At 67.0% G+C, this 23,555-nt stretch carries 19 protein-coding genes; 17 read left to right on the forward strand and 2 right to left on the reverse strand.

Annotation, left to right across the window (positions count from 1 at the left end):
* Positions 1 to 2: 2 nt before the first annotated feature.
* The 11 genes from ABZ803_RS24665 to ABZ803_RS24715 all read left to right on the forward strand — a co-directional run bounded on the left by ABZ803_RS24665 (position 3) and on the right by ABZ803_RS24715 (position 12,259).
* The gene (locus tag ABZ803_RS24665) at positions 3 to 1,700 is read left to right on the forward strand and encodes a hypothetical protein (protein WP_357042523.1); all 1,698 of its coding nucleotides are present in this window, start codon (positions 3 to 5) and stop codon (positions 1,698 to 1,700) included.
* Positions 1,697 to 2,782 (forward strand): hypothetical protein, encoded by a 1,086-nt coding sequence (locus ABZ803_RS24670; protein ID WP_357042526.1) that lies wholly within the window; start codon positions 1,697 to 1,699, stop codon positions 2,780 to 2,782. Before ABZ803_RS24665 ends, ABZ803_RS24670 begins: the two co-directional genes overlap by 4 nt.
* A gap of 684 nt (positions 2,783 to 3,466) precedes the next feature.
* The gene (locus ABZ803_RS24675; RefSeq protein ID WP_357042529.1) at positions 3,467 to 4,435 is read left to right on the forward strand and encodes a hypothetical protein; all 969 of its coding nucleotides are present in this window, start codon (positions 3,467 to 3,469) and stop codon (positions 4,433 to 4,435) included.
* A 297-nt stretch (positions 4,436 to 4,732) separates the two neighbouring features.
* A complete protein-coding gene (locus tag ABZ803_RS24680) occupies positions 4,733 to 5,251 on the forward strand; it encodes a DUF4913 domain-containing protein (protein ID WP_357042532.1) in 519 nt (172 codons plus the stop codon).
* A gap of 111 nt (positions 5,252 to 5,362) precedes the next feature.
* A complete protein-coding gene (locus ABZ803_RS24685; protein WP_357042535.1) occupies positions 5,363 to 6,226 on the forward strand; it encodes a hypothetical protein in 864 nt (287 codons plus the stop codon).
* Positions 6,227 to 6,356: 130 nt separating this feature from the next.
* On the forward strand, positions 6,357 to 7,268 hold the full coding sequence (locus tag ABZ803_RS24690; RefSeq protein WP_357042537.1) for a hypothetical protein: 912 nt from the start codon (positions 6,357 to 6,359) through the stop codon (positions 7,266 to 7,268).
* 181 nt (positions 7,269 to 7,449) lie between these two features.
* Positions 7,450 to 9,078 carry a M23 family metallopeptidase gene (locus tag ABZ803_RS24695; RefSeq protein WP_357042540.1) on the forward strand — a complete coding sequence of 543 codons (1,629 nt, stop codon included), beginning with the start codon at positions 7,450 to 7,452 and terminating at the stop codon, positions 9,076 to 9,078.
* Between the two features lie 24 nt (positions 9,079 to 9,102).
* On the forward strand, positions 9,103 to 9,657 hold the full coding sequence (locus tag ABZ803_RS24700; RefSeq protein WP_357042543.1) for a hypothetical protein: 555 nt from the start codon (positions 9,103 to 9,105) through the stop codon (positions 9,655 to 9,657).
* Positions 9,654 to 10,202, forward strand: a complete 549-nt coding sequence (locus tag ABZ803_RS24705) for a hypothetical protein (RefSeq protein ID WP_357042546.1) — start codon at positions 9,654 to 9,656, stop codon at positions 10,200 to 10,202. Before ABZ803_RS24700 ends, ABZ803_RS24705 begins: the two co-directional genes overlap by 4 nt.
* A 116-nt stretch (positions 10,203 to 10,318) precedes the next feature.
* A complete protein-coding gene (locus ABZ803_RS24710; RefSeq protein ID WP_357042549.1) occupies positions 10,319 to 11,155 on the forward strand; it encodes a helix-turn-helix domain-containing protein in 837 nt (278 codons plus the stop codon).
* A gap of 99 nt (positions 11,156 to 11,254) precedes the next feature.
* The gene (locus tag ABZ803_RS24715; protein WP_357042552.1) at positions 11,255 to 12,259 is read left to right on the forward strand and encodes a hypothetical protein; all 1,005 of its coding nucleotides are present in this window, start codon (positions 11,255 to 11,257) and stop codon (positions 12,257 to 12,259) included.
* Between the two features lie 126 nt (positions 12,260 to 12,385).
* Here the strand turns inward: ABZ803_RS24715 and ABZ803_RS24720 are convergent, their stop codons facing one another.
* Positions 12,386 to 13,360, reverse strand: a complete 975-nt coding sequence (locus tag ABZ803_RS24720) for a hypothetical protein (protein WP_357042555.1) — start codon at positions 13,358 to 13,360, stop codon at positions 12,386 to 12,388.
* Entirely contained in the window at positions 13,357 to 14,526 is a 1,170-nt protein-coding gene (locus tag ABZ803_RS24725; protein WP_357042557.1) for a hypothetical protein, read from the reverse strand. Before ABZ803_RS24725 ends, ABZ803_RS24720 begins: the two co-directional genes overlap by 4 nt.
* A gap of 517 nt (positions 14,527 to 15,043) precedes the next feature.
* Between ABZ803_RS24725 and ABZ803_RS24730 the strand changes: the two genes are divergently transcribed.
* The 6 genes from ABZ803_RS24730 to ABZ803_RS24755 all read left to right on the forward strand — a co-directional run bounded on the left by ABZ803_RS24730 (position 15,044) and on the right by ABZ803_RS24755 (position 23,429).
* Positions 15,044 to 16,225, forward strand: a complete 1,182-nt coding sequence (locus ABZ803_RS24730; RefSeq protein WP_357042560.1) for a hypothetical protein — start codon at positions 15,044 to 15,046, stop codon at positions 16,223 to 16,225.
* A 163-nt stretch (positions 16,226 to 16,388) separates the two neighbouring features.
* Entirely contained in the window at positions 16,389 to 18,209 is a 1,821-nt protein-coding gene (locus tag ABZ803_RS24735) for a hypothetical protein (protein WP_357042563.1), read from the forward strand.
* A gap of 379 nt (positions 18,210 to 18,588) precedes the next feature.
* Positions 18,589 to 19,560, forward strand: coding sequence for a hypothetical protein (locus tag ABZ803_RS24740; protein ID WP_357042566.1), 972 nt, complete (start codon positions 18,589 to 18,591; stop codon positions 19,558 to 19,560).
* A 332-nt stretch (positions 19,561 to 19,892) separates the two neighbouring features.
* Positions 19,893 to 20,630, forward strand: coding sequence for a hypothetical protein (locus ABZ803_RS24745; RefSeq protein WP_357042569.1), 738 nt, complete (start codon positions 19,893 to 19,895; stop codon positions 20,628 to 20,630).
* Between the two features lie 70 nt (positions 20,631 to 20,700).
* On the forward strand, positions 20,701 to 22,557 hold the full coding sequence (locus ABZ803_RS24750; RefSeq protein ID WP_357042572.1) for a TraM recognition domain-containing protein: 1,857 nt from the start codon (positions 20,701 to 20,703) through the stop codon (positions 22,555 to 22,557).
* Positions 22,554 to 23,429, forward strand: a complete 876-nt coding sequence (locus ABZ803_RS24755) for a DUF4913 domain-containing protein (RefSeq protein WP_357042575.1) — start codon at positions 22,554 to 22,556, stop codon at positions 23,427 to 23,429. Before ABZ803_RS24750 ends, ABZ803_RS24755 begins: the two co-directional genes overlap by 4 nt.
* Positions 23,430 to 23,555: the final 126 nt, after the last annotated feature.

Below are 23,555 nucleotides of genomic sequence, written 5' to 3' on the forward strand. Positions count from 1 at the left end.
AGGTGTTGACCGACGAGCGGCGCGCCGCGCTGCAGGCGCGGCAGCGGCGCGGGGGAGTGCGCGGGGCGTGGGCGGGCGTGCTGCTCTCGCGCGATGACCACCGACGCCGCAACCTCGGCGTCCTCGAACGCTCCGCGGTCGAGGATTTCGACCGTCCCGTGCTGCGGTTGACCGACACCGGGTACGCCGGGCCGACCGGCGGACGGGTATCGGCGGTCGGGCGGCCCGCGGAGTGGCGCGGCACCACCGCCCAGGTCGTCGGACTGTGGCCGTGGTCGGTCGGGGCGGGTGCGCCGCTGGTCGGCACCCCGCTGGGTCCGCATCTGCGCACCGGCGCACCGGTGTGCTTCGACCCGATGAACTGGTTTCTGCGCGGAGGATTCATCACCGCGCCCAGCCTGTTCGTGCTCGGCTTGAACGGATTCGGCAAATCGTCGCTGGTGCGCCGCATCGTGCTCGGCGGCATCGCCCAAGGCATCACCCCGCTGGTGCTGGCGGATGTGAAACCCGACTACCGGGCGCTGGTGGAACTGGTCGGCGGCCAAGTCATCGACCTCGGCTACGGCTACGGGCAACTCAACCCCCTCGATGTCGGGGTCATGGGCAAAGTCCTCGCCCGCCTCGAAGCCGCCGAGATGTTCGAACGCGCCCAAACACTGGCCCAAGAACTACGCGCACGCCAGATCGCGTTGATCTGCGCGCTGGTCGAACTCGTGCGCGGGCGCCGCGTCGCCGATTTCGAAGAAACCGTCATCGCCACTGCCCTCACCAGCCTCTACCGGCCCGTCAGCGAAGGCGGACGCGGATTCACCGCCACCCGCCAGCCCATCCTCGACGACCTGCTGGAGGTGATCGTCGCCGGTGGCCCGGACCTGCAACTGGACGCGGCCGCCGACAGCGAACAGCGCTATCAGGCCGCGGTGGTTCCGCTGCGGCAATCGTTGCGTGCGCTGACCCGCGGACCGTTCGGGCAAGTGTTCAACGGCCCCACCACCGTCGGCATCGACCTCGACTCCACCGCGGTATGCATCGACGTCTCCCACATCCCCACCGGCGACCGCAAACTCAAAGCCGCAGTGATGCTGGCCTGCTGGGGCGCGGGATTCAGCGCTGTGGAGGCACTGAACATGCTCGCCGACGCCGGGTTGGCACCGCAACGCTACTTCCAGGTCGTGATGGACGAGCTGTGGCAGGTACTCAGCCTCGGCGACTTCATGGTCGAACGCGTCGACGAACTCACCCGCCTGCAACGCCAGATCGCCACCGCGCTGATCATGATCAGCCACACCATCAAAGATCTCCAGGCCCTCGGCAGCGACGCCGCCATCTCCCGTGCGCTCGGGTTCCTCGAACGCGCACGCGCGAAGATCTTCGGCGCCCTGCCCGGCGAGGAAGTCAACCGGCTCTCGACGTTCATCCCCTTCACCGCCGCCGAACGCGCGATGGTCACCAACTGGTCAGCGCCACAAGCGTTGACCGGCGAAGCCATCCGCCCCGGCGCACCACGCCCCACCCCACCCGGCACCGGCAAATTCCTGCTCAAAGTCGGCGAAGGCCGCCAACCCGGCATCCCGTTCCTCGTCGAACTCACCGACACCGAACGCGCCACCGGCATCCACGACACCAACACCCGCTTCGCCGGATTCGACACCAACGGCGACACCGCACCAGCGGCGGCCGTAGGAAAGGAAACACCGTGAATATTCCAGACGAGACGAGCGGGCTGCCTGAATGGAAAGCGCGGTTGCTCGCGCGATTACAGGACACCACCGCCGACTACGAACGAATGTTGCACGAGGGTAGTTCTTACCCAAGGTATGGCCGGCGAGGCGGCGAGGCGGTCGATGCCTGGCGCTCGGCGGCGGCCGAGGTGGACCGCAGCCGCCATGACCTTGAGTTCCGCATCAGGGCAGCCGGAATCCGCGAGGCTGACATCACAGCCGCAGCGCAGGCGGGGCGTCGCGGGATCCGAAGCGACATCCTGAATAGTCGTCCGGCAGCACCGGATGGAAACAGCGCGGTCCGCGTCGAGGCGGTCGACGCGATCGCCGACGATGTTTGGGACCTGGAACACATGGCCGCCATCGCGGTGGACCGCGAATGGCGCCACAACGACCGCCCACTGCCAACGGACCCGGACGCACAGCGGCAATACGAATGCAACATGGCCGCGCTCTGGGAGCGGGCCGCGACCACAGCATTGGCAGCTGGGCTCAGTGACACGGAGCGAACCGAGCTATGGGATCGCGACCAAGCCGGCTGGATCCGTCTCCTCAAGGCGACCGTCTACGGCTACGACGCTGCCAACCTTGAACAGCGCTGGCGTGAGTACGCCCGCCCGGGAGCGGCCATAGACATCGCCCGGACGACGGACCCCCCGGCGCCTCATGCATCACAGCGCATATTGTCCGGCGCGGTGCCACCAGCACCCTCCGTAATGCTCGGCCGGGCCAGCGAGGCACTGAACGCCGACCACAGCGCCGTCGAAGCCGCTGGCGAGGACGTGCACGAGTACAGGTTCGACAGTTACATCTACGGACCCGTCACTGAGACGGTCGACCGGCAAGCGGGTGTGTACGGCGGATTCGGCCTGATCGAGGCAGCTGGCCTCGACAACAGACTAGATCGAGTAGTTCATCAACCCGAAGCCGGTGACGTCGGCTTGTCGGCCTCGATCGAGGCGGCGATCCATCCCGCCACGACCCTGGAATGGGCACCAGGCGAAGTTCCCGCCCCAGCCGCCGAGGCACCTGACTCACGGGGTCCCGGGTTGTCGCTATGACCATCCGCGCCGACGAAGCCCAGGCCCGCGCGCTCCCCGCCGAGAAATCCGTAACGCGCAGAAAGCAACACATGCCGTGAACGAGAGTCGTCACCAGAGCTCGGTTCCTTCAACCCGGCATCCCGTTCCTCGTCGAACTCACCGACACCGAACGCGCCACCGGCATCCACGACACCAACACCCGCTTCGCAGGATTCGACACCAACGGAGACGCCGGATGAGTAGTAGTAGCAGTGTAGGTTCCCATGACTGAGTTTGCTTGTCCCGAAATTTATTCGCTCAACGTACGTTTCCGAACAATTGGAGAGAATCGAGTTCGGTGTGTCGACGGCCCGACCGTGCACTGGCGGTGTTCGGTGCCCGCCACGATTGATGAGGGAAGTGGCCGGATTTGGTCTGGTATGGCAGTTCGCGGCTCGGAAGCTAGTGTGGCCGTCGGCTTTCAAGTGACTCAAGTGGATTTTCTTCGACACGGCGCTGCGGCCGGTTCCCCATCGACAAAGGGTTGCCCGGTGCGCGAATTTCCCTGGTGGAAACCCGGCAACAAGTGAGAAAGTGAGGAGTTCTGATGAATGAATTCCGCTGCGGCAGAGTCGGTCCGACCTGCCGTCGACTCTGGCGGTTCGATGAGACCTCGGGTCGGCGTGCCGGCGGCCGGGCTGTGCGCACCGGGGGTTGAGGCGAATGGCGACCGGCGACGACCGAGGCTGGATGTTGTTGCAGCGTGTGGGCGACCTGGCGTCCTGGATCCAAGCCGACTGGCTAAGGATCCGTGGGTGTCCGCGTGAGGGTGCACTGACGCGTGAACTGTTCGACGACCTGGCGGCGTTGGAGACAATGCGGGCGGACACCGAAGCGATGGCCCAGGCAGCTGGTGTTGGCGGTGCCGACCTCGATCAGGTGCGCACTGCCGGATTTCTGAGTCACCGATGGAGCAGCCTGCGCACGGAGTCCGATCTTGTCGGGGCGGCGAGGGAGGATCTGTTGGCCATCGCCGAGAGCCGGGCCCACACGGTCCTGCACATGGCTGCGGTCGAGGTGTTTTGCTTTCACCGTGATTCGGGCGCAACGGCCGCAGCGGTGCCGGATCCGGAGATTGCGCTGCGATATCGACACAACATGGACGGCGAGATTGCCACCGTCACGACCATCGCCAAGCTGATCGCCATGACCAGCGCCGAGAAGGCTCTCATCCAGTCGGCTGCGAATGGATACTGGCAGCGAGTGTTCGACGCAATGGGAAGCGATTGGGGCGGGGTCGGGGCCGCTCGGGAGGAATGGAATCAGTACGCGCTACCCGGCGTCGCCGAGGACACCTTATGGCTGGTCAGCGCATTGCGGCGCCGTCCCCCTGTCGCTCGCGGAGATCTGTTGCCTTCGTCACAGGATCTGATCACCCTTGCCACCCGGGAACTGGCTGGCTGGCAGCCCGCACCGAAGTCGTTGATCGACATGGCAATGCCGTCCGACATCCAGATGCGACGCGGGCAGAACGAGCAGCTAGACCCCGACCCGGCACCGAGTCCGCTACAGGACCCCAACGTCGGGCCGGCCGGTGAGCCCGCACAGCGTGCAGAATTCGGCACCGTCGATGCCGACGAGCCGCCGCCCGCGCAGCAGGGACCGGGCTTTGATTACGGATTCGACCTATGAACGGGGAGAAGGAACGGGTGGTGGCAACTGATGGTTCGAATCCGTTCAGCGACTGAAGGAAGCGAAATTTCGACGAGGGAAAGTTGGCGACAAGAGGATGCGAAAGCTGCACGACCCCACAGGTCGCCACAGCACGCGACGAAAAGTACGGCGGGAACCTACACAGCAGCAGCAGCGTAGATCTCAGATCGTGTCGCTCGTTCAGCAATCCGCCCCCAGGATCTGTCGTTCCGAAGCTCCGATGAAAGTCCAGTCCGGCGTGTCAGCGCCCGAAAATCAACGGAAGGAAACACTCCGATGACTTGGCACACCGATTCCGACCCAACCGAATGCAAAGATCTGGCGGAATTTGTCGAAACAATTCTTTTGCCGCTGTACCCGCGACTTCTGATCGAGGTGTCGGACCTGCCTTCGTTGCAGCGTACCTATCCCGACCTCTGCGACACCGTGTTCCTTGTCCGCGCCTGGTGCGCCGAATGGTGGAAACACTCTGATGCGGTGGTCCGGCTGGACAGCCTCTGGCAAGAGTGGGAGTTCGAGCGCCGCAGAAGCGAGGATCCGAGTCTTTCCCATTGGATCATCCACCACGCGGATCCCCACATGGCAGTTCTGATGTCGCCGTTTGGAACGTTCGCTGGCTGCTCGACCACCGACGGACACGACCGCGGTCAAACACTCCACCCCCGGCAGCGCTGGCCTCGCCAATTGCCCTCGGTCCCGATACCACCGGATGTGCTGGCCGCATTCGACCGCGACATTCCGCCTCCCGAGATCGAGCCGCCAGCCGAAACCAACCCCGAGAGGAGCGACCTGTGACGGTCCGCGGTCCAGCCACCCGTGAAGGGCCCATGCCCACACCGAGACACCCCAGGAGACATGATGAGCCACCCCACAAATGATCCGGACGCGACCGCCTCCTCCGAGGCCGTGGCCGCTCGGCGCGCCTTGCTACGAGAGGTCGGCGACCGGGCGGCAGCTAGTCGGCAGCCACAACAGCCCGCCACGGCCGATACCTTTCTCGCTCAGCGTGAAGCGGAACAGAACGCACACGCGGCCGGGATCGCGTGGAAAGACATCGACAGCGCCCGCGTCACCGGACTGCTCAACCGAAACTGGCCCGACATCCGCGATGCACCCGACCTCGATGACAAGATCCGCGACTATCTGCTGACCTGCGTACAGACCGAAATCGGGTTGTTGCGCGACATGATCGCCGTCGATGCTCTTCTCGACCAGACACGTCGCGGCGAGGTCGTCACCTTCGAGCAGATCGCGGAATTCGAGCAGCACCAGCGAAACCTCGGGGTCGTGCACGGCCATATCGAGAACCTTGCCGCTCTCATTGGGCCGACCGGCGCGCAGGTCGCGGCGATTCGCGGGCGCCTGCTCGAGGGCTGGGACAGCACAATCGCAGCCACCGTGCGCATTGTCGGGACCGGCGCAGGCCTCGACGAGGCATGGTGGCGCCACGCCGCCCCCTGGCACGAAACCCGCACCAATCAGGTCGCCAGCACACTGCGCCACCGGCCCGCGGCGGCGCAGCCGCTGCTGCCGCCGCTGGAGCACGCAGTCACCGCAGCCAGAAACGCCGCGCACGCGCACCTGAATCCGGTCCCCCCGCAAACCGCCGGATCGGCACCGGCCGCTGCCTCCACGACCTCAGTGGGTGACGCAGTCACCGCCGTGCTGCCCGCACACGGCACCGCGGCCCTGGAAACCGAACTCGGACAAGAGGTATCCGCGCCTGGGCAGTCACCCGCGATAGCACCCGAGGGCGGGACGCAACTGTGAGCCCAGCAGCACCGAAGACTCAACGCGACGCTGCCGCTTCACCAAGCCGGCTACCGCAGCGCGCCGAGCATTCCGTAACGCGCAGAAAGCGACACATGCCGTGAACGAGTCTTCACCAGAGCTCGATTCCTTGCCCAGTTGGAAGTTGCGGCTGCTCGGCCGCATCCAGGACATCTCCGCCGAGCACACGCATATTCTCTCGGCGGGCTACCCCACCTTCGATTCCCGCGACGGCCTCGAGTCGGTACCGATCCGCATCTGGCGAGACCGCCTGCGTTCCCTGGCATCCGATCGCGCCGAGATCGAGTTCTACGCCGCCGCAGTCGGTCTGCCCGCCTCCGCGATCGACGAGGCACGGCAGGCTGGGCACCGCGGCGTGCGCTGGTATGACAGCACGCTCACCACCGGCAGCCTGCCCGGGAGCAAGGACCGGGTACATGCCTACATGGTCGACGGTATCGCCACGGATGTGTGGCAGCTCGAGCACATGGCCGCGATCGCCGCCGAACAGCGGTTCGGCAGAGCACCGGATCAAGCTTCCCACCGTCGCGAACTCGACGAAGTCGACCAGTTCGGCCGCAACATGGCCGCATTGTGGAATCGGGCCAACGTGGTCGCCCACGCGATCGGTCTGTCCGCACAGGAACGTACACAGATATGGGGTCGCGACACCGCTGGCTGGCAGCGGCTGGCCGGACTGGTCGCCACCTACGACGATGGTGAACTGCACGAGCGCTGGCGCGCCTACGCATGGCGCGGCGTCGAGCACGAAATCCTCCGCGACCTCGACAGACTCCCCACCTACCAGCTGCCCGATACCGAGCCGGGTGAAGCGCCACCTCTCCCGCACCTACTGATCGAACGCGCCGCCAACGCGGTCGCCGGCCTCAGAAGCAGTGAAGCCTCTGGCCCCGACCTGCTGATCGACGCCGCATTTCTGCCGCATACCGCCCCAATAGTGGACACGGAGAACTCCGCAGATCCCCACGCGGCCCCCGGCGGCATGACCGGGATGGCCCCAGGACAGGACCTCGGGCCGTGACAGTTCCGCCACGCCCACCCGCCTCGCATCACCCGAGGACCATCGTGCTGGCAGCCACCTGCGCAATGAACATCAGCACCATCAAGCGGTCGTTGAGCCTCGCCGCAATAGATGTGCCCGCTGCCGTAGGGGCGTGGGCTGCCCATCGCGTCTTCCGTGCGATCAGTACACGGAGTGGGCCATGAGGCTGGCCAGCATCATCGCGGTGGCGGGGCTGGTGTGGGTGTCGGCGATTCTGATGGTGCTGTTACTGATGCTCGACTCCGACGGCGATGGAAACAATTGCACCGCAACGCATCTCGGCGCTGCGGGCCGATTGTCGCCGGGGACGCGGGTGGCGCCGATGAAGTCGGGCACCTACCAGATCACCTCCGGGTTCGGATACCGGGAGGGCGGGGAGTTCCATCGCGGGATCGATTTCGCTGCCGCCGCGGGCACACCGATCTACGCCGCCGCCGACGGCATCGTCACCCGCTCCGGCCCTGCCGACGGGTTCGGCACCTGGATCGTCATCGACCACAACATCGACGGCCACATCATCTCCACCGTCTACGGGCACATGTTCGACTCCGACCTGCGAGTACACACCGGTGACCAGGTCGCCGCCGGTCAGCAGATCGCCCTCGTCGGCTACAACGGGCAAGTCGTCCCGAAAGGTCCAGGCGGCGCGCACCTGCACTTCGAAACCTGGCCCGGTGGCCGCTTCACCGGCGGTCAGGCCACCGACCCCCAAACATGGCTCGACGGCGCCGCCGAACCCGGCAGCACCCCGACTGTCCCGGCACCGGCTCCCGGGCCCGGCACGCCGCCGGGCGCGGACCGCGCCGCCGCCGCGGCGGGGCCGGGGGCGGAGTTGCCGCCGTTGCCCGCGAGTGTGGAAGCCCACTTGCAGGTCGACGCGGTTCGGGTTGCTCGCGCGGTCGCGGTGACGTTTCCGCAGATCACCACGATCGGTGGATGGCGCGAATCCGATCCCTACCCCGACCATCCCTCCGGGCGGGCGATCGACGTGATGATTCCCGACTACGCCACTGGTGAGGGAAAAGCGTTGGGCGACAGCATCGCCGACTACGTTATGGCGCACGCCGCGGACTTCCACGTCGACTACATCATCTGGCGGCAGGTGTACCGGTCGCCGGACGGCACGTCGAATTTGATGGACGACCGCGGCGGCGACACGGCCAACCACTTCGACCACGTACACATCAGCGTGACAGGCGGCGGGTACCCCGACGGTTCGGCCCTCACCGGCCCCACACAATCCCCCGGCCGCGCCGCAAGCGCCGGGTGTGAAGCCGCAGCGACCACCAGCGACGGGCAGCTCGCGCCTGGTTCGGTGCCGCCGGAATTCGAGCCCTGGTATCGCCGCGCCGGGGGATTGTGCCCGCAGATCAGCGCGGCGCTGCTGGCCGCTCAAGGCAAAGCCGAAAGCGGCTTCCAACCCCGCGTAACCTCCGGAGCCGGAGCCCAAGGTCCCGCGCAGTTCATGCCCGGCACCTGGGCCGTCTACGGCGCCGACGACGACGGCAACGGCCAAGCCTCCCCGTTCGACATCGGTGACGCGATCATGGCCCAAGGCCGCTACATGTGCGCGATCGCCGCCACGGTCGACACCTGGATCGACGAAGGAAAAGTCCACGCCCCCCACGGACGCGCCGAACTGTATCTGGCCGCCTACAACGCCGGGGAAGGCGCGGTCCTGGCCTCCGGCGGATTCCCCACCGGCGCAGCGGACTACCTCACCCAGACCCGCCCGTACGTCGACAAGATCCTGGCCACCACCCCCGAGTTCAGCACCACGCTGAGCTGATGACACCGACAGGAGAACCCACTGATGACCAGTGCGATGATCACCGACCTGCGACTACCGCGTCTGCTCGCCGCGCGACCCGACCCCGCCACGACACTGACACGGGCGCGGTTCGCGGTGAACCTGCTGCGCTGGCGCGCGACACTCTCAGCGCTGTTGCGCGACTACGACCGGGTCAAAGCCGATCGACACCTCACCGACAGGACTCGGGAGCTGGCGTTGGCGCGCCTGCTGGACTCCATCAACGCCGTTGTCGTTCAGGAGCCGCTACACACCGACCAGCTCCACCTGCCCAGCCGCGAACCACCCGCCGTCGTCGATACCGCCCAGCACTACCTCGAAGCGCTGATCCTGGCAGCCAACCGCACGCGTGCCCGCGGCCGCCTGCTCGTCGAAGACCTGGTGCGCCGCTGGTTGTCGCAACCGACCTCCATCGAGGCGATCGCCGCCCTCGACGGCGACCGGCACGTCCAACTGCTCTACACCCTCGACACCGGGCCCGCCTCGTTCCGCGAGGCCGTCACCACGCTGGCATCGGCCTGGTTGTTCGACCGCGTCGATGCCCCCTCACTCCGATGACACCGCGCCGGACGATGCTGAGTGTGCTGTGTTGTGTCGCGGCTGCGGTCCTGGCCACACTAGTGCTGACTGGCCCGAACCGTAGTGACCACAGTGAAACCACGGCGGCGGGGGACGCCGACCACACCATTCACGGCCCCGCCCCCGATACTGCCGGTCCAGCTGAGGCGGCACAACAGGCTCTGACGGCGCTGTTCACCTGGCAGCCGGTCATCGACGCCACCACCGGGTCGGCGTTGTCACGCGCGCAGCCCTGGCTGACCGGCGAACTCGCCCGCACCTCGCAACGCCCACCGGCGACCGGAGTGCGTGAACTACCGCAGTGGGCGGCGTGGCGGCGATCCGGCGACATCGTCACCGCCCGCGCCGCCGCACAGGCCATCACCGGCTGCGACCGCCACCACTGTGCCGTGACCGCGGTCGTCACCCAAATCGTGCTGCACCGCGACGGAACCTCGACTCCCTATCAGGTTCTACACGTCCACGCAGCCACCGAGCACACCGCCGACGGATGGAAGCTCAGCGACTTCCGCATCCAGCAGTAGCTGCCCAGACCGCCCCTCAGGGCACCGATCAAGAGCAGGAGCGCACACCAACGTTGAACGACACCTTTCGATCAGACACTCCACCCGAGGCGGACAGTCGATCGCTCGACCACGACATGAGCTCCGGCGCCGGGTTTCGCCGCTCGATGTCCGCAACCCACCGCGCGGACCTCACGCCTCCAGCGTTGGGATCGTATCTGCGTCAGGTCCGCGAATCCATCCGTCGACCCGGCGCCAGCAAACACCTCTCCAGAGAGAAGGCCGCGACCCGAGTCGGTCTGAGCGCCGCTTACCTTCAACAGGTCGAAAACGGCGTCCGGGTCCCCACACAGCAAGCGCTGCAGCTACTCGCCTCGGGCTACTCGCTGACCGCAGCGCAGATCCGCCACATCCGTGAACTGCGCGAGCCTGCCGTGCCGCTGGTCGGGGTGGAGACGCTGCGTGCGCGGGTGGCGCATACACCTGCTCTTGTCGAACGTCTCGACGACCTCGACCGAGTCGATATGCTCGCCGGCTACTTCTCCCCGCTGTGGCATGTGCTCGCGATCAACAAGACTCTCGACCGGGCATTGCCCGGCCTGGAAGAAGCCGGGAACCTTGCGCTGTGGTACTTCACTCCGATCGCGCGCGAGGTGCTGGTCGACTGGGACGAGGAGGCCACGCAGATGGTGCGCTGGCTCAAACCCATACTCGGCCAACACCGCAGCGCACCCGCCACCCGCCAGCTGCTGACCCGCTTACAAGCCGACGAGCAGTTCTACACGCGCTGGAACGACAGCACCGATATCGCCTACCGCCGCGATATCGATCGGCCGCTGGTCCTGCGCACCGCGCAAGGCGAGCACCTCGCCGTGAACGTCGAAACCAGCACCGTCACCGACACCCACGGATACATCCGCCTATTCCTCGGCGTCCGCAAACCACCCGCCGAAGACACTGAGAGAATCCGGTGACAACGTCGGATGGCTGCCTTCATCCGCCCCCCTTCGCCCCGTCTGGCCCCGCACCCCGGACTGCAGCTGGACGATAGGGAGGAAAGTAGGCTCGCCGAAATGATCTTCAGGGTGGGGATTGTGTTGTCGGCGCTTGTGTTGGCGACGACGTTGCTGAGCGGATGTGGGCGCGACATCGCCGGTGCCGCAGTGCCTCAAATCGTCGACAACGGTCCATCGAGCTACCGGCGCGCGTTGAGTGCCCAGGAGCAGGCGCGGCTGGCGGTGTCCGACCGCGTCCGTGGACTAGACGCGTGCGGCTTCGTCAATCAGGCAGCGATCGCGACCCTCGGCGCACCCATCTACTTCGGGCAGGGCCAGGATTTCGACAGTTGCATCCTGCGGTTCCAACCGAGTATCGGCCCCAGCAGGATCTACGCAGTCGAGATCAACACTGGTCAGCGGGACACCGAGACGCCTCCCACGATGATCGACGGGGTGCCGGTGCGTCTTCGCCCGGCCGATGGCTGCATGGCCACGGTGCCTTACCCGGTGCGGGATTTCATGTTCTGGGTCAAAGGACGAGATAACTCCAACACCTGCTCGGAAGCTACCGCTTTCGTGCGGGCCGCACTGCCGATGCTGAAGAGCAAGCCGCTTCGCGCGGGTTCGCAGCGTGTACTCGACACGCCTTTGGCCCGGCTGGATCCCTGCGCCGCCCTGTCGGTCATCGGCAAGAACAAGCCGCGGCTGCAGGTCGATACCGGGCTGCGTCCGTACTACTGCAAATTCGCCCTCGACAGCAGCGACGAGACGACCAGCCAGAACATCGCCTACACCCAGAAAACTGTCGAGATGCTCGAGTGGGCCCGCAAAGACGGGAAGGTCTACGGCGTGAGGTCTGGGCAGATGCAGATCAACCGTGGATCGCACAACAGCCCTACCGGGTACTGTTCAGCGGACTTCTACCCCAACGTCGGTTCCTCGCACATCCGAAACTTCACCGGCGATGCCGACAGCCACGGCCCCGAGCATTGGGTGGACGTTGTCTCCATGACCACACTGGCAGGATGCGCTGCGCTGCAGCGAACCGCGGAAGCGATCCTCGAGTTCTACGGCAAGTAGACCCGAAGGACTTGTCCCGCCGCGAGGTGGTCAGCTGCCCATGCGGACTTCCGCAGCTCCATACGTCACCCTCCCGCGACCTCCGATCGCCATCGGCGCCGGGTGCTTCCTGACTTCGCGCGGGAGTCAGTTCTGGTATGCCTTGACTGCGGCGACGGCGAGGTTGCGGGTTTCGGTGCAGCTGGGTCCGCTGACCTTGACTGCTTCGATGCGGTCTTCGGGCGTGCCGTCCCATCCTCGGGTCGGGAACGGCTGCGCTACCCCGACGTAGGCGCGGATGGTGCAGTAGCCGCCGCTGATGTTCTCCTCCACCGAGTCCACGCCGGCGAGCAGCAATTTGCGTGCGTTCGAAGGGACGTAGGTGGCTTGGGATTTCGCGACGTTGAACACTGCGATGGCGAATCTGTTGCTGTCGTTGGGGGTGTAGTCGCCCAGCCATGCGTCGCATTCGTAGGGTGAGAACGCGCGCAGGTAGAACTTCTGCTTCGCATCGAACGCCGTGTCCAAGGCCGCGCAAGGGTCTTTCGCGGCGCCTGTGGTTTTCGGGATCCGGGTCGAGTTCGCGCGTAACGCGTTGCGCTCGAGCAGCGGGGCTGAGGCAATGACGATGGCCCGCAGCGGTGCGCACGGGTCGGTGCCGGGGCGTGCGGTGGCGGAATAGTGGAACGCGCGGCGCTCGTTGTATTGCAGTGCGATGAAACACGTGTCGTCCGAGCGCAGCGTCGAGGCCCGCCGATTCCCGACCTGGAATGGGGTGCCGCTGAAGCCCGGCATGACCGACAAGGACACACCGACAGTGGTGACGCCCTGGGTGAGGGTGGCCCGATCGATTCGGACCACACATTCGTCCAGGTCCTGCCCGACCCCGAAGTACAACGCGCGCCCGAGCGCGTTGACGGACGGCTCGTCGAGCATCCCGCACGGGTCCAGCAGCCGTGCGCTGTCGCGTTCGGCGAGGTCATCCAGCGAAGAGCCGCCAGTGAGGTTACTTCGGTAGCGCATCCCCAGCGGGGTGGCAGCGCCGTCGACGGTCGTGCTACAGCCGCACACGGCGAACACGACCAGCACAAGACTCGCCAGGGCGAGCATAGGTTTTCTCATCCGTTGGCCCCGAACAGGGTCAACGCCGCAGGTGTCACGGCATCGGTGACGCGGCACGGTGCCTGCAGCGACACCATCGGCTGCCAGCGCGCGGCGTTCTTCGTCGACGCGGTGGCCGGAGCGCCCGGGCGGTAGGTGTCGACCACCGCGCCCGCGGCGAACCACACCGAGCAACGCGGCTCACCGACCGCGGTGTCGCGGTCGATCAGCACCGGTTTACCGCCAACCTGGGCGGCCACGAATGTGGAGGACGGCTTCATCGCGGTGTCGGCGGAGTTCAGCAGGAAGGTGACGCTGATCATGTCTGTGAGGTACTGGCTGCCACCGGGCTTGCGCAGCTGGAAGCGGCACTCATACGGTTCGGCTTCGGCGTCGAGCTTGGCCACGGACAGGCCCGCGGGCAGGTGCTGCATCAATTCGCAGGGGCTGCGACGGGTCAACGGCACATCGACCTGGGTGTTGTCGCGGCGCGGGAGCTTGTTGTCCCGGAACGCGGTCACGATGTTGGTGACGGTTTCCTCGACCAGTTGGCATCCCAGCGTGTCCGGGGTGAACCCTGCCGAGCTGACTGTCGCATAGGCAACGGTCGGCACTTCCACGATGTCGGGCACGGCCGCGCCGCTCGCAGCGCGGACCGCCGGGAACCGCATCGGCACCTTGTAGGCGCAGTTGCCGTAAGAGTTGCGGACACCGTCGACGGTGACCGTTTCACCCGCGATCTGCTTGTTCACCTCGTCGTTTGTCGGCGGATAGCTGGCCATGTCGATCGTCACCTGCGACAAGACCTGCTTGCGGTTGAACTGCAACAACCCGACCTCGCAGGTACTGATCCTCGCATCCGGACCCAGCGTAGAGATCTGCCCGTAACCAGCGGATATCTTCTCCTGATCGAAGAAACCACACGGATCCACCGACCGGATCTGCTCGGCGAGGTCGAGCTTCTGCCGATCCCCCGCCGGCACACTCACCCCGAATGTCGGGGACGCACCCGCCGGCTTCGAATCCGAATCCGGCTTTCCCGCGACCTGCTGCGAACACCCTGACACGATCAGCGCCAACACTACTGGCGCACACCACCACGCGAGTTTCATCCCGCCCCTCTTTCTCCACCCGAGCCACGACTGCGCCGGGCATGCGAACACAACCATCCAGACCACCAGGGCCACAGGGGCAGACGTGCGGCTGCCCGTCCCGGACGGTAAGTCACTGTTGCCGGTGTACTCCGTATAGGCGAACGCGCGCACTGCATCCCCGCGCTCGCCATCCTGTCACAGCCGACCCGTCCGGCCCGGTACCGGCGCGACAGCTGGTCGGGGCGGTGATCGCGACCATGAGCGGACTGAAGACGTGCTGCGGCTGCTCTGCGACTTCACCCGACCCGCAGGTCATCGCCGATATCGCGGGCGTCTGCGCCCGCGGGCTGTGGTTGCCTGTGGCCGCGTCGAATTCAATTGAGGCAAACGAGCATTAATGCAGAGTGCATCTTTTAGACCGCTGGTGGCGCAAGTGTCGATCGTTGTGTCATAGAGGAGCGCTCACCCGCAATTGCACATTCCTTGCGGGGTTCGCATCGGGAACACATTCGCCACTTCGGTCCCCTGCGGGTGTGTTCCCGATAGTCGCGCATCGAATTCGATGAGGAGACGCTGTGGTGATCGTAGATCTGTCGCCGAGCACGCACGGATGGATACCGCCATTCTGCCGTTCATCGCACAAACGCGAAGTCTGGTGGTTGCGTTGAGCGAGCCGGTCGACGAGGTCAGCCGCTCCTTCGGCTTCGGAATCATGAACGGACTCAACCTCGCCCGCACCGTCACCGACCTCGTGCGGGGGATGAATGCCGAGGACCGCTCCCGGCTGGAAAGCGAGTTACGGATCCGGCAAAGCAGTGAACTGCATGCAGCGCGGATGGACAGTATCACTGCGGAAGAGGACCGAAATCAGCAGCGTCACCAGATCGGAATGCGGCAGCGGCAACGTGAGATCGCCATCGCAGACGAGGATGTCGAACGCCGCAACCGCGACAGCGTCCACCGAAACGCCCGTGAGGAACGCGAAACCGCCGCCAGGGTCGGCAGCACGTATCTGCAGAACCAGATACGTGTCGCCGAGTTCGGTCTGAAAAGCCGCGACAGTACTGCCGAGAACGCTCGCCGGGAGCGAGCGACGAACGCCCAGGTCGACGCCTCCAAAGCGCGAGAGAACACCGCGCGCACCGAAGAGCAGATCAAACGAGAAGACCAGAGCAGACGCATCGGCCGAGAAAGCAAGGCGGAGCAGCGAGAAGACCAGCTCCACGCCAACCGGCTCGCCGCTCACAACAACCGCGAAACCCGAGCGGACGAACTGCACGAACTGGAGAAGGCGGCTATCCAGCAGCAGATGGCTCTGCGCGCGCGCACCGCCGGACTCACCCAGACATTGACCGGCAACCAGCAGGGTTTCGACAAAGCGATGGCTGCGGCGGGCCGGTTCGCTGCCGCGAACAGCACCGCCGACCCCACTGCCGGCGACGCGTTCAGTGAACGATTTCGCGACGACACCGGTCTGGATCCCAGCCAGTTCGATGCCGCCCTCAACGACCTCGGTGATCTCGGCGCCGATCCGGTCGAGGCGTTGGCGAAGCTGCTGGAGAACGCGCAGAACCCCGATGCGGACCCAGCCACGATCCTCGCGGCCCGGTACCTGACGAACCTACTGACCACCGAGACCGATCCCGGTCTGGGCGAGGGAGCTCCGATCGGCGAAGCGGTCGCCGCGGCGAACGCAGCCGCGCAACCGGCAGCAGACGCCGAACTCGGCGCTGACCCCGCCGACAGGACCAGCGGAACAGAGCAGGTTGCCGCCAGCGAGGTGGGGCCATGACCCGCCACCGCCGCACCGACGCAGCGCAAGCGGCCACGGTGCCGGCGAAACACGACTTTCGCCCGCACCGCAGCCTCACCGCGGCGGGCGTGCTGTCGATCCCAGCTCCGCCCCACCACAGGCCAGGTGTGATCGCCATGGCCCTACCACAGGAGGGTGCGCGATGAAGCACGCCATCGACGGGCCCGGGCGCCCGAGACCGGTCGGCCCGCCGGCGGTAGGCCCGTATCAGAGGTTGGGGTGTCTGCTTGTCGTTGTCGCGCTGCACCGCGCGGCGACCGCGCGAGCCGGGCAGCGCGACCCGGACTACAGCCAGGCGCAACGCGGCCGCGACCGCGTCGACGCCGAACGCAGGATCGCCGCGACCGACCTCGCCGCGCCGCCGGAGGATCTTGCCGCAGCGTTGACCGATGCCGTGGTGTGGAGCGAAGAATCCGCCGTGGCCCGCCAGCAGCTGGCGAGGCTGGTACAGCACTTCCGCCGCGCCTATGGGCTGGTGATCGACCCTGTGGCAGCGACGGTCGCCGTCGACCCCGGCTTCGACGCCCTCGACACTCAACGGCGCATGGAAACCGCGGCACGCGACCGGCAATCACACTCCGCGCGGCGGGCAGCGACCGCGCTGATCGCCGCGTCCGGGTTGACCTCCGAGGAGCAGGCACGCGCGGTGGGGGCGGTGTCCGATCCTCGCCGCGGCACGGTCCGCGGTTGGCTGGATGCCGCGCTCGCCACGGCAGGAGTCGGCCGGCTCGACCGGCAGCGGGTGGCCTTCGTGCTGGCCTACCTTTCCGACACCACAGCAGAGTTGGATCTGCTCACCGAAGCACCGGTGCTCGTCGACGCCCGTGCGGAGTTGACCGGGATGCTGCGGCGGGAGATGGAAGAAGCCCGCGATCCGCACCGCGGTGTGTTCTTCGGCCCCGGGGAGTATGTGACCGGCCCCTGGTTCGAGGCGGCGGTGCTGTCGATGCCGGAGCCGGACCGAGAGTTCGCCCGCCAGCTGCGCGTGGCGGTGAGCGAGGGCAGCCGGATGCCGCAGCTGACGTGGCCGCGTCAAGCCCACCGCGCGGAACTGGAACAACTGGTGTGGGACTACGTTGCCGCCACACGGGATGTGCACCAGGCCGCCGAGCGGCTCGCGGTCGACCCGGACGCCTTCACCGGCCGCGTCCTCAACCAGGTCCAAAACCTCCTGCACGACGTCGGCGCCACCCGCGACAGGATCCTCGAGCAGATCGATCGCGGCGAAGGGCTGCTCGGGATCGAACGCCTCCGGGTGCGGGAGGTCCTCGACGGGTTCGCGATCGGCCCGGCGCACATGCCGGGATTGCTGTTCGTCAGCGAGCGGCACAAGCAAGCACAAGATCTGTCCGAACGTTTCAGCGCGGTAACGGTTCTCGCTCAGCGGGCCGCGTCGGTGATCGACGAAGCGCTCAACCGAGCGGGGGTCGTGGTGTTGGAGATGGATCCCGCCGCAGAAGTCGCCGGCGCGATCAGCGACATCGTCGGCTCGTCGGTGCAAGACCACATCTACGACCTCGCGAGCGGACGCGACGTCTACGACGACGACAGACGCGGACGCGTCAGTTTCACCCGTGCAGTGGACACCCTCGACCAGACGCTATCGGGCGCCGGGTTCGCGGCACAGCAGCGGCGGGAACTGCGCGCCACGCTCGATCAGCTCGCCACCGCCGCCCACCAGTTGAGCGCTCCGCTTCTCGCGCGCCGTCACGCCTGGCACGAGCGTGTCGCCGAGCTGACCTCCTCGCCGGGTATCGACTCGGCGTTGCTGCAGACGGCCGACCCGCTGACCCGCGCACTGTTCGTCGAGACAGCGCCACCGCAGCAAACCGCGCCCGGCACACAGACCGCCATCGACGCTGTCCTTCCGCCCGCCATCCAGCGCACCACCACCGTGACCCCCGCAGACGGTCAGCCCACCACAGCCACTGCGGTCGAAAGGGGCGCCGCACCCCAGCTGTGACCCGGCAACCCCGCGCACCCAGCGCGGGCAGGCCGCCAACACGCCACACCGGGCGCTCCTCCGTCGACAGCGCCCGTGTCCAGGCACGCCCGTATCCCCGCCAGGACACCGCCCAGCCCGACATCGCCGATCACGCGTCCGGAAGGAGACACCCGATGAGCAGGCGGCAGCCGCGAAACGCCGATCAACGCTCGAACTGCGGACTCGGCCACCACCGACTGCAGGCAATACAGGTCACCGCCACGACGCCGCGGCAGACCCTCCGGCGGTGGCGCCGCCCGGCCTGCCTTGCCGACGCCAACTCCGGGATGGACACCACGACAGCCTCCGACTGCGGCGGCGTGATCGCGAGTGGGGAGCGTGCATGCGGAGGCAGGCGATGAGCCGCACGTCTGCGGCGGCGCGCGCCGGGGATCTGCCTGCCGAGCAGGCAGCGGTGCTGCGCACGATCCAGCAGTCGGCCGCGCGCACCGCGCGCCTGCGCACAAGCATGCTCAGCGCAGACCCCGACATCGCGACCGCCATCACAATTCTCGGCCACATCGAACAATCCACTCACCAGCGCAAGCGCGCTGAAGCCAGTGCCGCCAGCCTCGGCATACCCACCCAATGGATCAAACACGCCCGCGAGTTGGGGCACGCCGGCCACGAGTGGAGTGAGGATCAACTGTTCGCCCGGCCGGTCCCGGCCAGAGGTCGCAGTCCCACCAGCCGCCTGACCCAGCACACCCGTCAGTTGACCGAGATGGCCGCGATCGCCGCCGCGCGCACGCATCGCCTCACCGTCGAGGGCATCGAATGGGAGCCAGCCCCCGCCGCGGTACGCCAGTTCCACGCCAACATGCAGGCCATATGGGCATGTGCCGCCCTCAGAGTGGATGTAATTCGACTACGAGGGCGCGACCCCGGCCGTCCGTGGGAGATCAGCGACGCTGGCTGGCGGCAGCTTGTCGGCCGCCACGCCGACGCCGCGCTGCCGAGCATCGAGGAAGCGTGGCGCCGTTACGCCGATCCGCATATCGCCGAGCAAGCACACAACTCGCTCACGGAGTTGCGCCGAGGGTTGAACAGCACCGCCATGCCCCACTCGGCTGCCGACTGGGAGAAGCCACCAAGCCCGGATGCACTGATCGTGCGAGCGCAGAACGCGTTGCACATGGTGTTGCGTGAGCGCCTCTATGACGAGGGATCTCGCACGCGCCCAGCGCGTGGCGCCGTCCCGCCCATCCGGTCTGCGATCACCGACATCATGCCCGCGACAGGCAACCACGCCTGGTATGCCGCACCCCACCTCAGCACCTCGCCTGCCCCGGCAGCCGAACCCCAGCGCGATCTCGGTGTCGACCGATGACCCGCCGACCACCGACCAACGAGTCGAGGAATATCCATGTGCATTCGACCACCGGGCCAACCAGTAGCCCATCTTCACCAGCATCACGGCGAGCGCGCCGACCTCCGGGCAGTACCGCGTGTTCGAGCAGTGCCCGTCGCGCATCCGTCGTCTGTCCACTCTGACCGCAGTCCGGTGGCCGCGATCGCCCGCGACACCGCAGACGCCGGTCGGCGGGACAGCGCGGCATACGAAATCACTGCAGCGCAACGATTCCGCGCGGCGGGGCGGCCAGCGACCGAAACGAGTGCCCATGCGACGGCGTCGTCTCCGATCCGTGAGGTCGGCGAGCGATGACCGACCCATCCACCCACGGTTCGGTCGGCAGCGACCGTTTCGCCCAGTACGGGCTCATCCCGACAGAACTGCAGCAAGCACCCATCGAGCACGACTTCTCCGCCGACGCCGCGCGTGACGACCTGCATACGAGACACCTTCGGGGATTACAGAATCTGGCCGTCGAAGCGAGCCGGGAACACAACCCTCCTGGGCAAACCCCCACTGCGCCGCCGTGGCTGGCGGCCACCCCGCGCTACGCGGCGCTGGAGACCGCGCTGCGCGCCGCCACCCGCGACGCGGCCGCCGACGGCGTGCCCGCCGAGAAGATCCAACGCGCTGTCGATCTCGGCCGCACCGGCGTGTACTGGCATCAGCAACCCTCCGACCGCACGTTGGGCCGTCTCGAACAGATGAACGCCGCCCTGGCCGCAGCCGAGATGGACGCGGCGGCGCTGCGCGCACTCCTCGACCAAGTACCCCAATTCGTCCTCCAAGCGTGGAGCCAAAAGGTCGCCCACGACCTGTCACCGACGCAGTCGGCCAGCACCACTGCCGCACAACCCTCCCTGGCCAGCAGCATCACCACCGACCCCACAGTCGAACACAGCGCAGCCAACACACCCAGCACGATCGGCTCCGCCATCACCGACACGATGCCCGACAGAAGCGGCATACCGACGTGGACGCATGAGACGTCGCCGACGCCAGCAAGCACCGAGCGCGGCATCAGCAGCCCGGGAGCAGAGCTGTGAACCGCCCGGCACCGCACCCATACGCGTTCGCGGCTGTCGCGGGTCGGCGTGGGCGGGGAAGGAAGCAACGATGAGCCCGGCCCGCGAATCCCGCCGCCGCACCACCGCGGGCATCGGCGAGGAACTCAGCGCACTGCTTGTGCTGTTGGCAGTCGTCGCGGTCGCTGTCCTGCTGTGGGCAGCGTTGAGCCTGGGCAGCGCCGCCGCGGGGTTGCCTATCCAATGGAACCCGACCGCGGCGCTGCTCGAGGTAGCAGTCGGCGACCGCGCCTGGCCATGGCAGTCCACCGCGATCACCGTCGCGTTCGCCGTCCTCGCCGCATCCGCCCTCACGCCCTGGCTGCTGCGGCGGCACACCGGTGATCGCTTGGAAATCGATGCCGCCGCGCGCACGATGCAGCGTCCCGGGCAATTGAGCATCGGCACGCTGCGCGCGAACAGCGAAGCCGCCCGGCGGCTGCTGAAAGACGCACCCGAGCACGTGCGGGCCCGTCCGGGCCCGCCGCTGGGATTCACCGTCGCCGGGGATCTCGCTTTGCACGTCCCGGCGGAGATGTGTGTGTTCATCGAGGCCGGTGCACGCACCGGCAAAACCATGGCCTGGGCCATCCCCGCCATGATGTCGGCGTGGGGGCCGGTGCTGGCGACCTCCAACCGGCCAGACCTCTACCGCCACACCGTCCTCGGTCGCCGCAAGCAGGGTCGCGAGTGGCTGCTGGATCCGCAAGGGGTCACCGGCAGCGTGCAGGTCGGGTTCTGGGTGAACCTGCTGCGGCAGGTCACGACACTGGCGGCTGCCCGCAAGCTGGCCTCGTTCTTCGTCTCGGCATCCAAAGAGAAAGACGCCCGCGTCGACAGCTACTTCGACGGCGGCGCGCAAGACCTGCTGGCGTGCTATCTGCTGGCCGCTGCTTGCGCCGGAGGCGACCTGCTGCATGTCGCCGAATGGCTCGGCCACGACCAAGACACCACCCCGGCACTGATCCTGAAGAAGATGCGCAAACGGCGTCCCGCGCAACGGATCCTGGAATATCAAGCGCTGTACTCACGCCAGCGTGACGGCCTGTTCGACATGGCTCGCAGATTCCTCAACGTCCTGTCCGATGAGGTCTATGCGCAGATGGTGTGCCCACCGATCCGGCGCACCATCACCGCCCACGAACGCAGCGAACACGACATCGACATCGAACTCGGCACCGACCTCCACAGCCCGCGCCACGACCTGCCCGAGTTCGACCCCCGGGAGTTCGTCACCAGCAACGACACCCTCTACGCGTTGAGCATCGAAGGCCCCGACTCCGCGGCGCCGTTGACCGCCGCACTGGTCGGGCAAGTACTCGAATCGGCGTTCACCGCCGCGCGGGCCCGCCCCGACGGACGGCTGGCGGTGCCGCTGCTGGCGGTGCTCGATGAAGCCGCCAACTGCTGCCCCATCTCACTGCTACCCAGCTACTACACCTACGCCGGCGGGCACGGCGTCATCCTCATGACCTTCCTGCAGGTCCTCGAACAAGGCAAAGACCTGTGGGGCGAAAACGGGTTGAAAACCATGCGAGCCCAAGCGATCGAGGTCTATGGCGGCGGCATCAGCGACACCGAATTCCTCCAGCAACTCTCCACCGTCACCGACGAGCACGACGTCGCCGACCGCTCCCACAGCGTCGGACCCGGCGGCGCCAACCGCACCCTGACCTGGCGCGCCGAACCCATCCTCAACGTCGCCGCCCTGGCAGCGCTACCCAAACAGCGGGCCTTGGTGCGGCTACCCGGCCACCGCCCGATCCTGGTGCGCAAACCCTGGTGGCAGGCCAGCGAACACGCCGACCTGATCACCGCCTCCCTCGCCCAGTTCGACGAAACACCCAAACACACGGTGTTTCTCGACCCGGACTCCGACAACGAAGACGACGACGAGGACGAGCTGTGACCGGCAAGAAACGCAACGCCACCGCCACGCCCGCACCACCGCCGCCGCAACGGTTTACGGATTTCGTGGCCTTCGCCGAATCCTGGCTGCTGCCGTTGCAGAGCGTGCGGCTGGCCGAAGCCAACCGCGAAGGCACCTACACCTGGTGCACCAAATGGTGGGCTCACCGCGCGGTCGCCGTGCGCATCGCGCACCTGCACACCGCGTTCGAAACCTTCCGCGCCCGCGAAGACGCCGCAGCGGTCAGCTCGTACCTGCTAGGGCATGTCGACCGCCACTTCCAGATCATCTTCGACGCCGCCAACGGCCCCCTGCACCGCTGCACCCGCACCAAACACGTCGCGGTGCCCTCGCTGCCGTTCGACCCCGTCCCCCCGGAATGGTTCGGTCCCGCCGTCGCGGCCCCGCCGCCCCCGACCGGCGACGGGGCAGAAGACCAGCCGCCGCCGCTGCGGTTTCCCACCTTCGTGGAGTTCACCGAGCAATGGTTGCTGCCGGTGATCTCGGTGCGACTGATCGGGCAGGGCCGCGAAGGTATGTACACCTGGTGCCGGCAGTGGTGGCGACACCGCACGGTCGCCGTCCGATTCGCTGCCATGCACGCGATCTTCGAAGCCGCGCGCCGCAGCGAGGACCGCAGCCAGATGAGCAGCCTGTTCGTCGGCCACATCGACCCCCACATGCGCCTCATCCTCGACGCCGCCAACGGGCCACTGCACCGCTGCACACCCGAGCATCACACCGACAGCCACGGCCTGCCGTTCGCCGACGTGCCGCACGACTGGTTCAACCCGCCCGGTGTTCTCACCGCGGTCGAGGATGCGGGTTTCGGGCCAGATTTCCGCATCCTCAGCGACTTCCGCATCTCCTGAACAAGGGTGCCGGGAAGATCCTGTGTCACCGGTGCATGAGCCCAGCGGACCCCGACCGGGCGCCCGACACCCCATCACCCGATCCCACCACATACCAGCACTCACCTTCCTTCCCCTGTGGAGGGG

The sequence above is a fragment of the Nocardia sp. NPDC047648 genome (assembly GCF_040642815.1).
In the GTDB taxonomy this organism is placed as follows: domain Bacteria; phylum Actinomycetota; class Actinomycetes; order Mycobacteriales; family Mycobacteriaceae; genus Nocardia; species Nocardia gamkensis.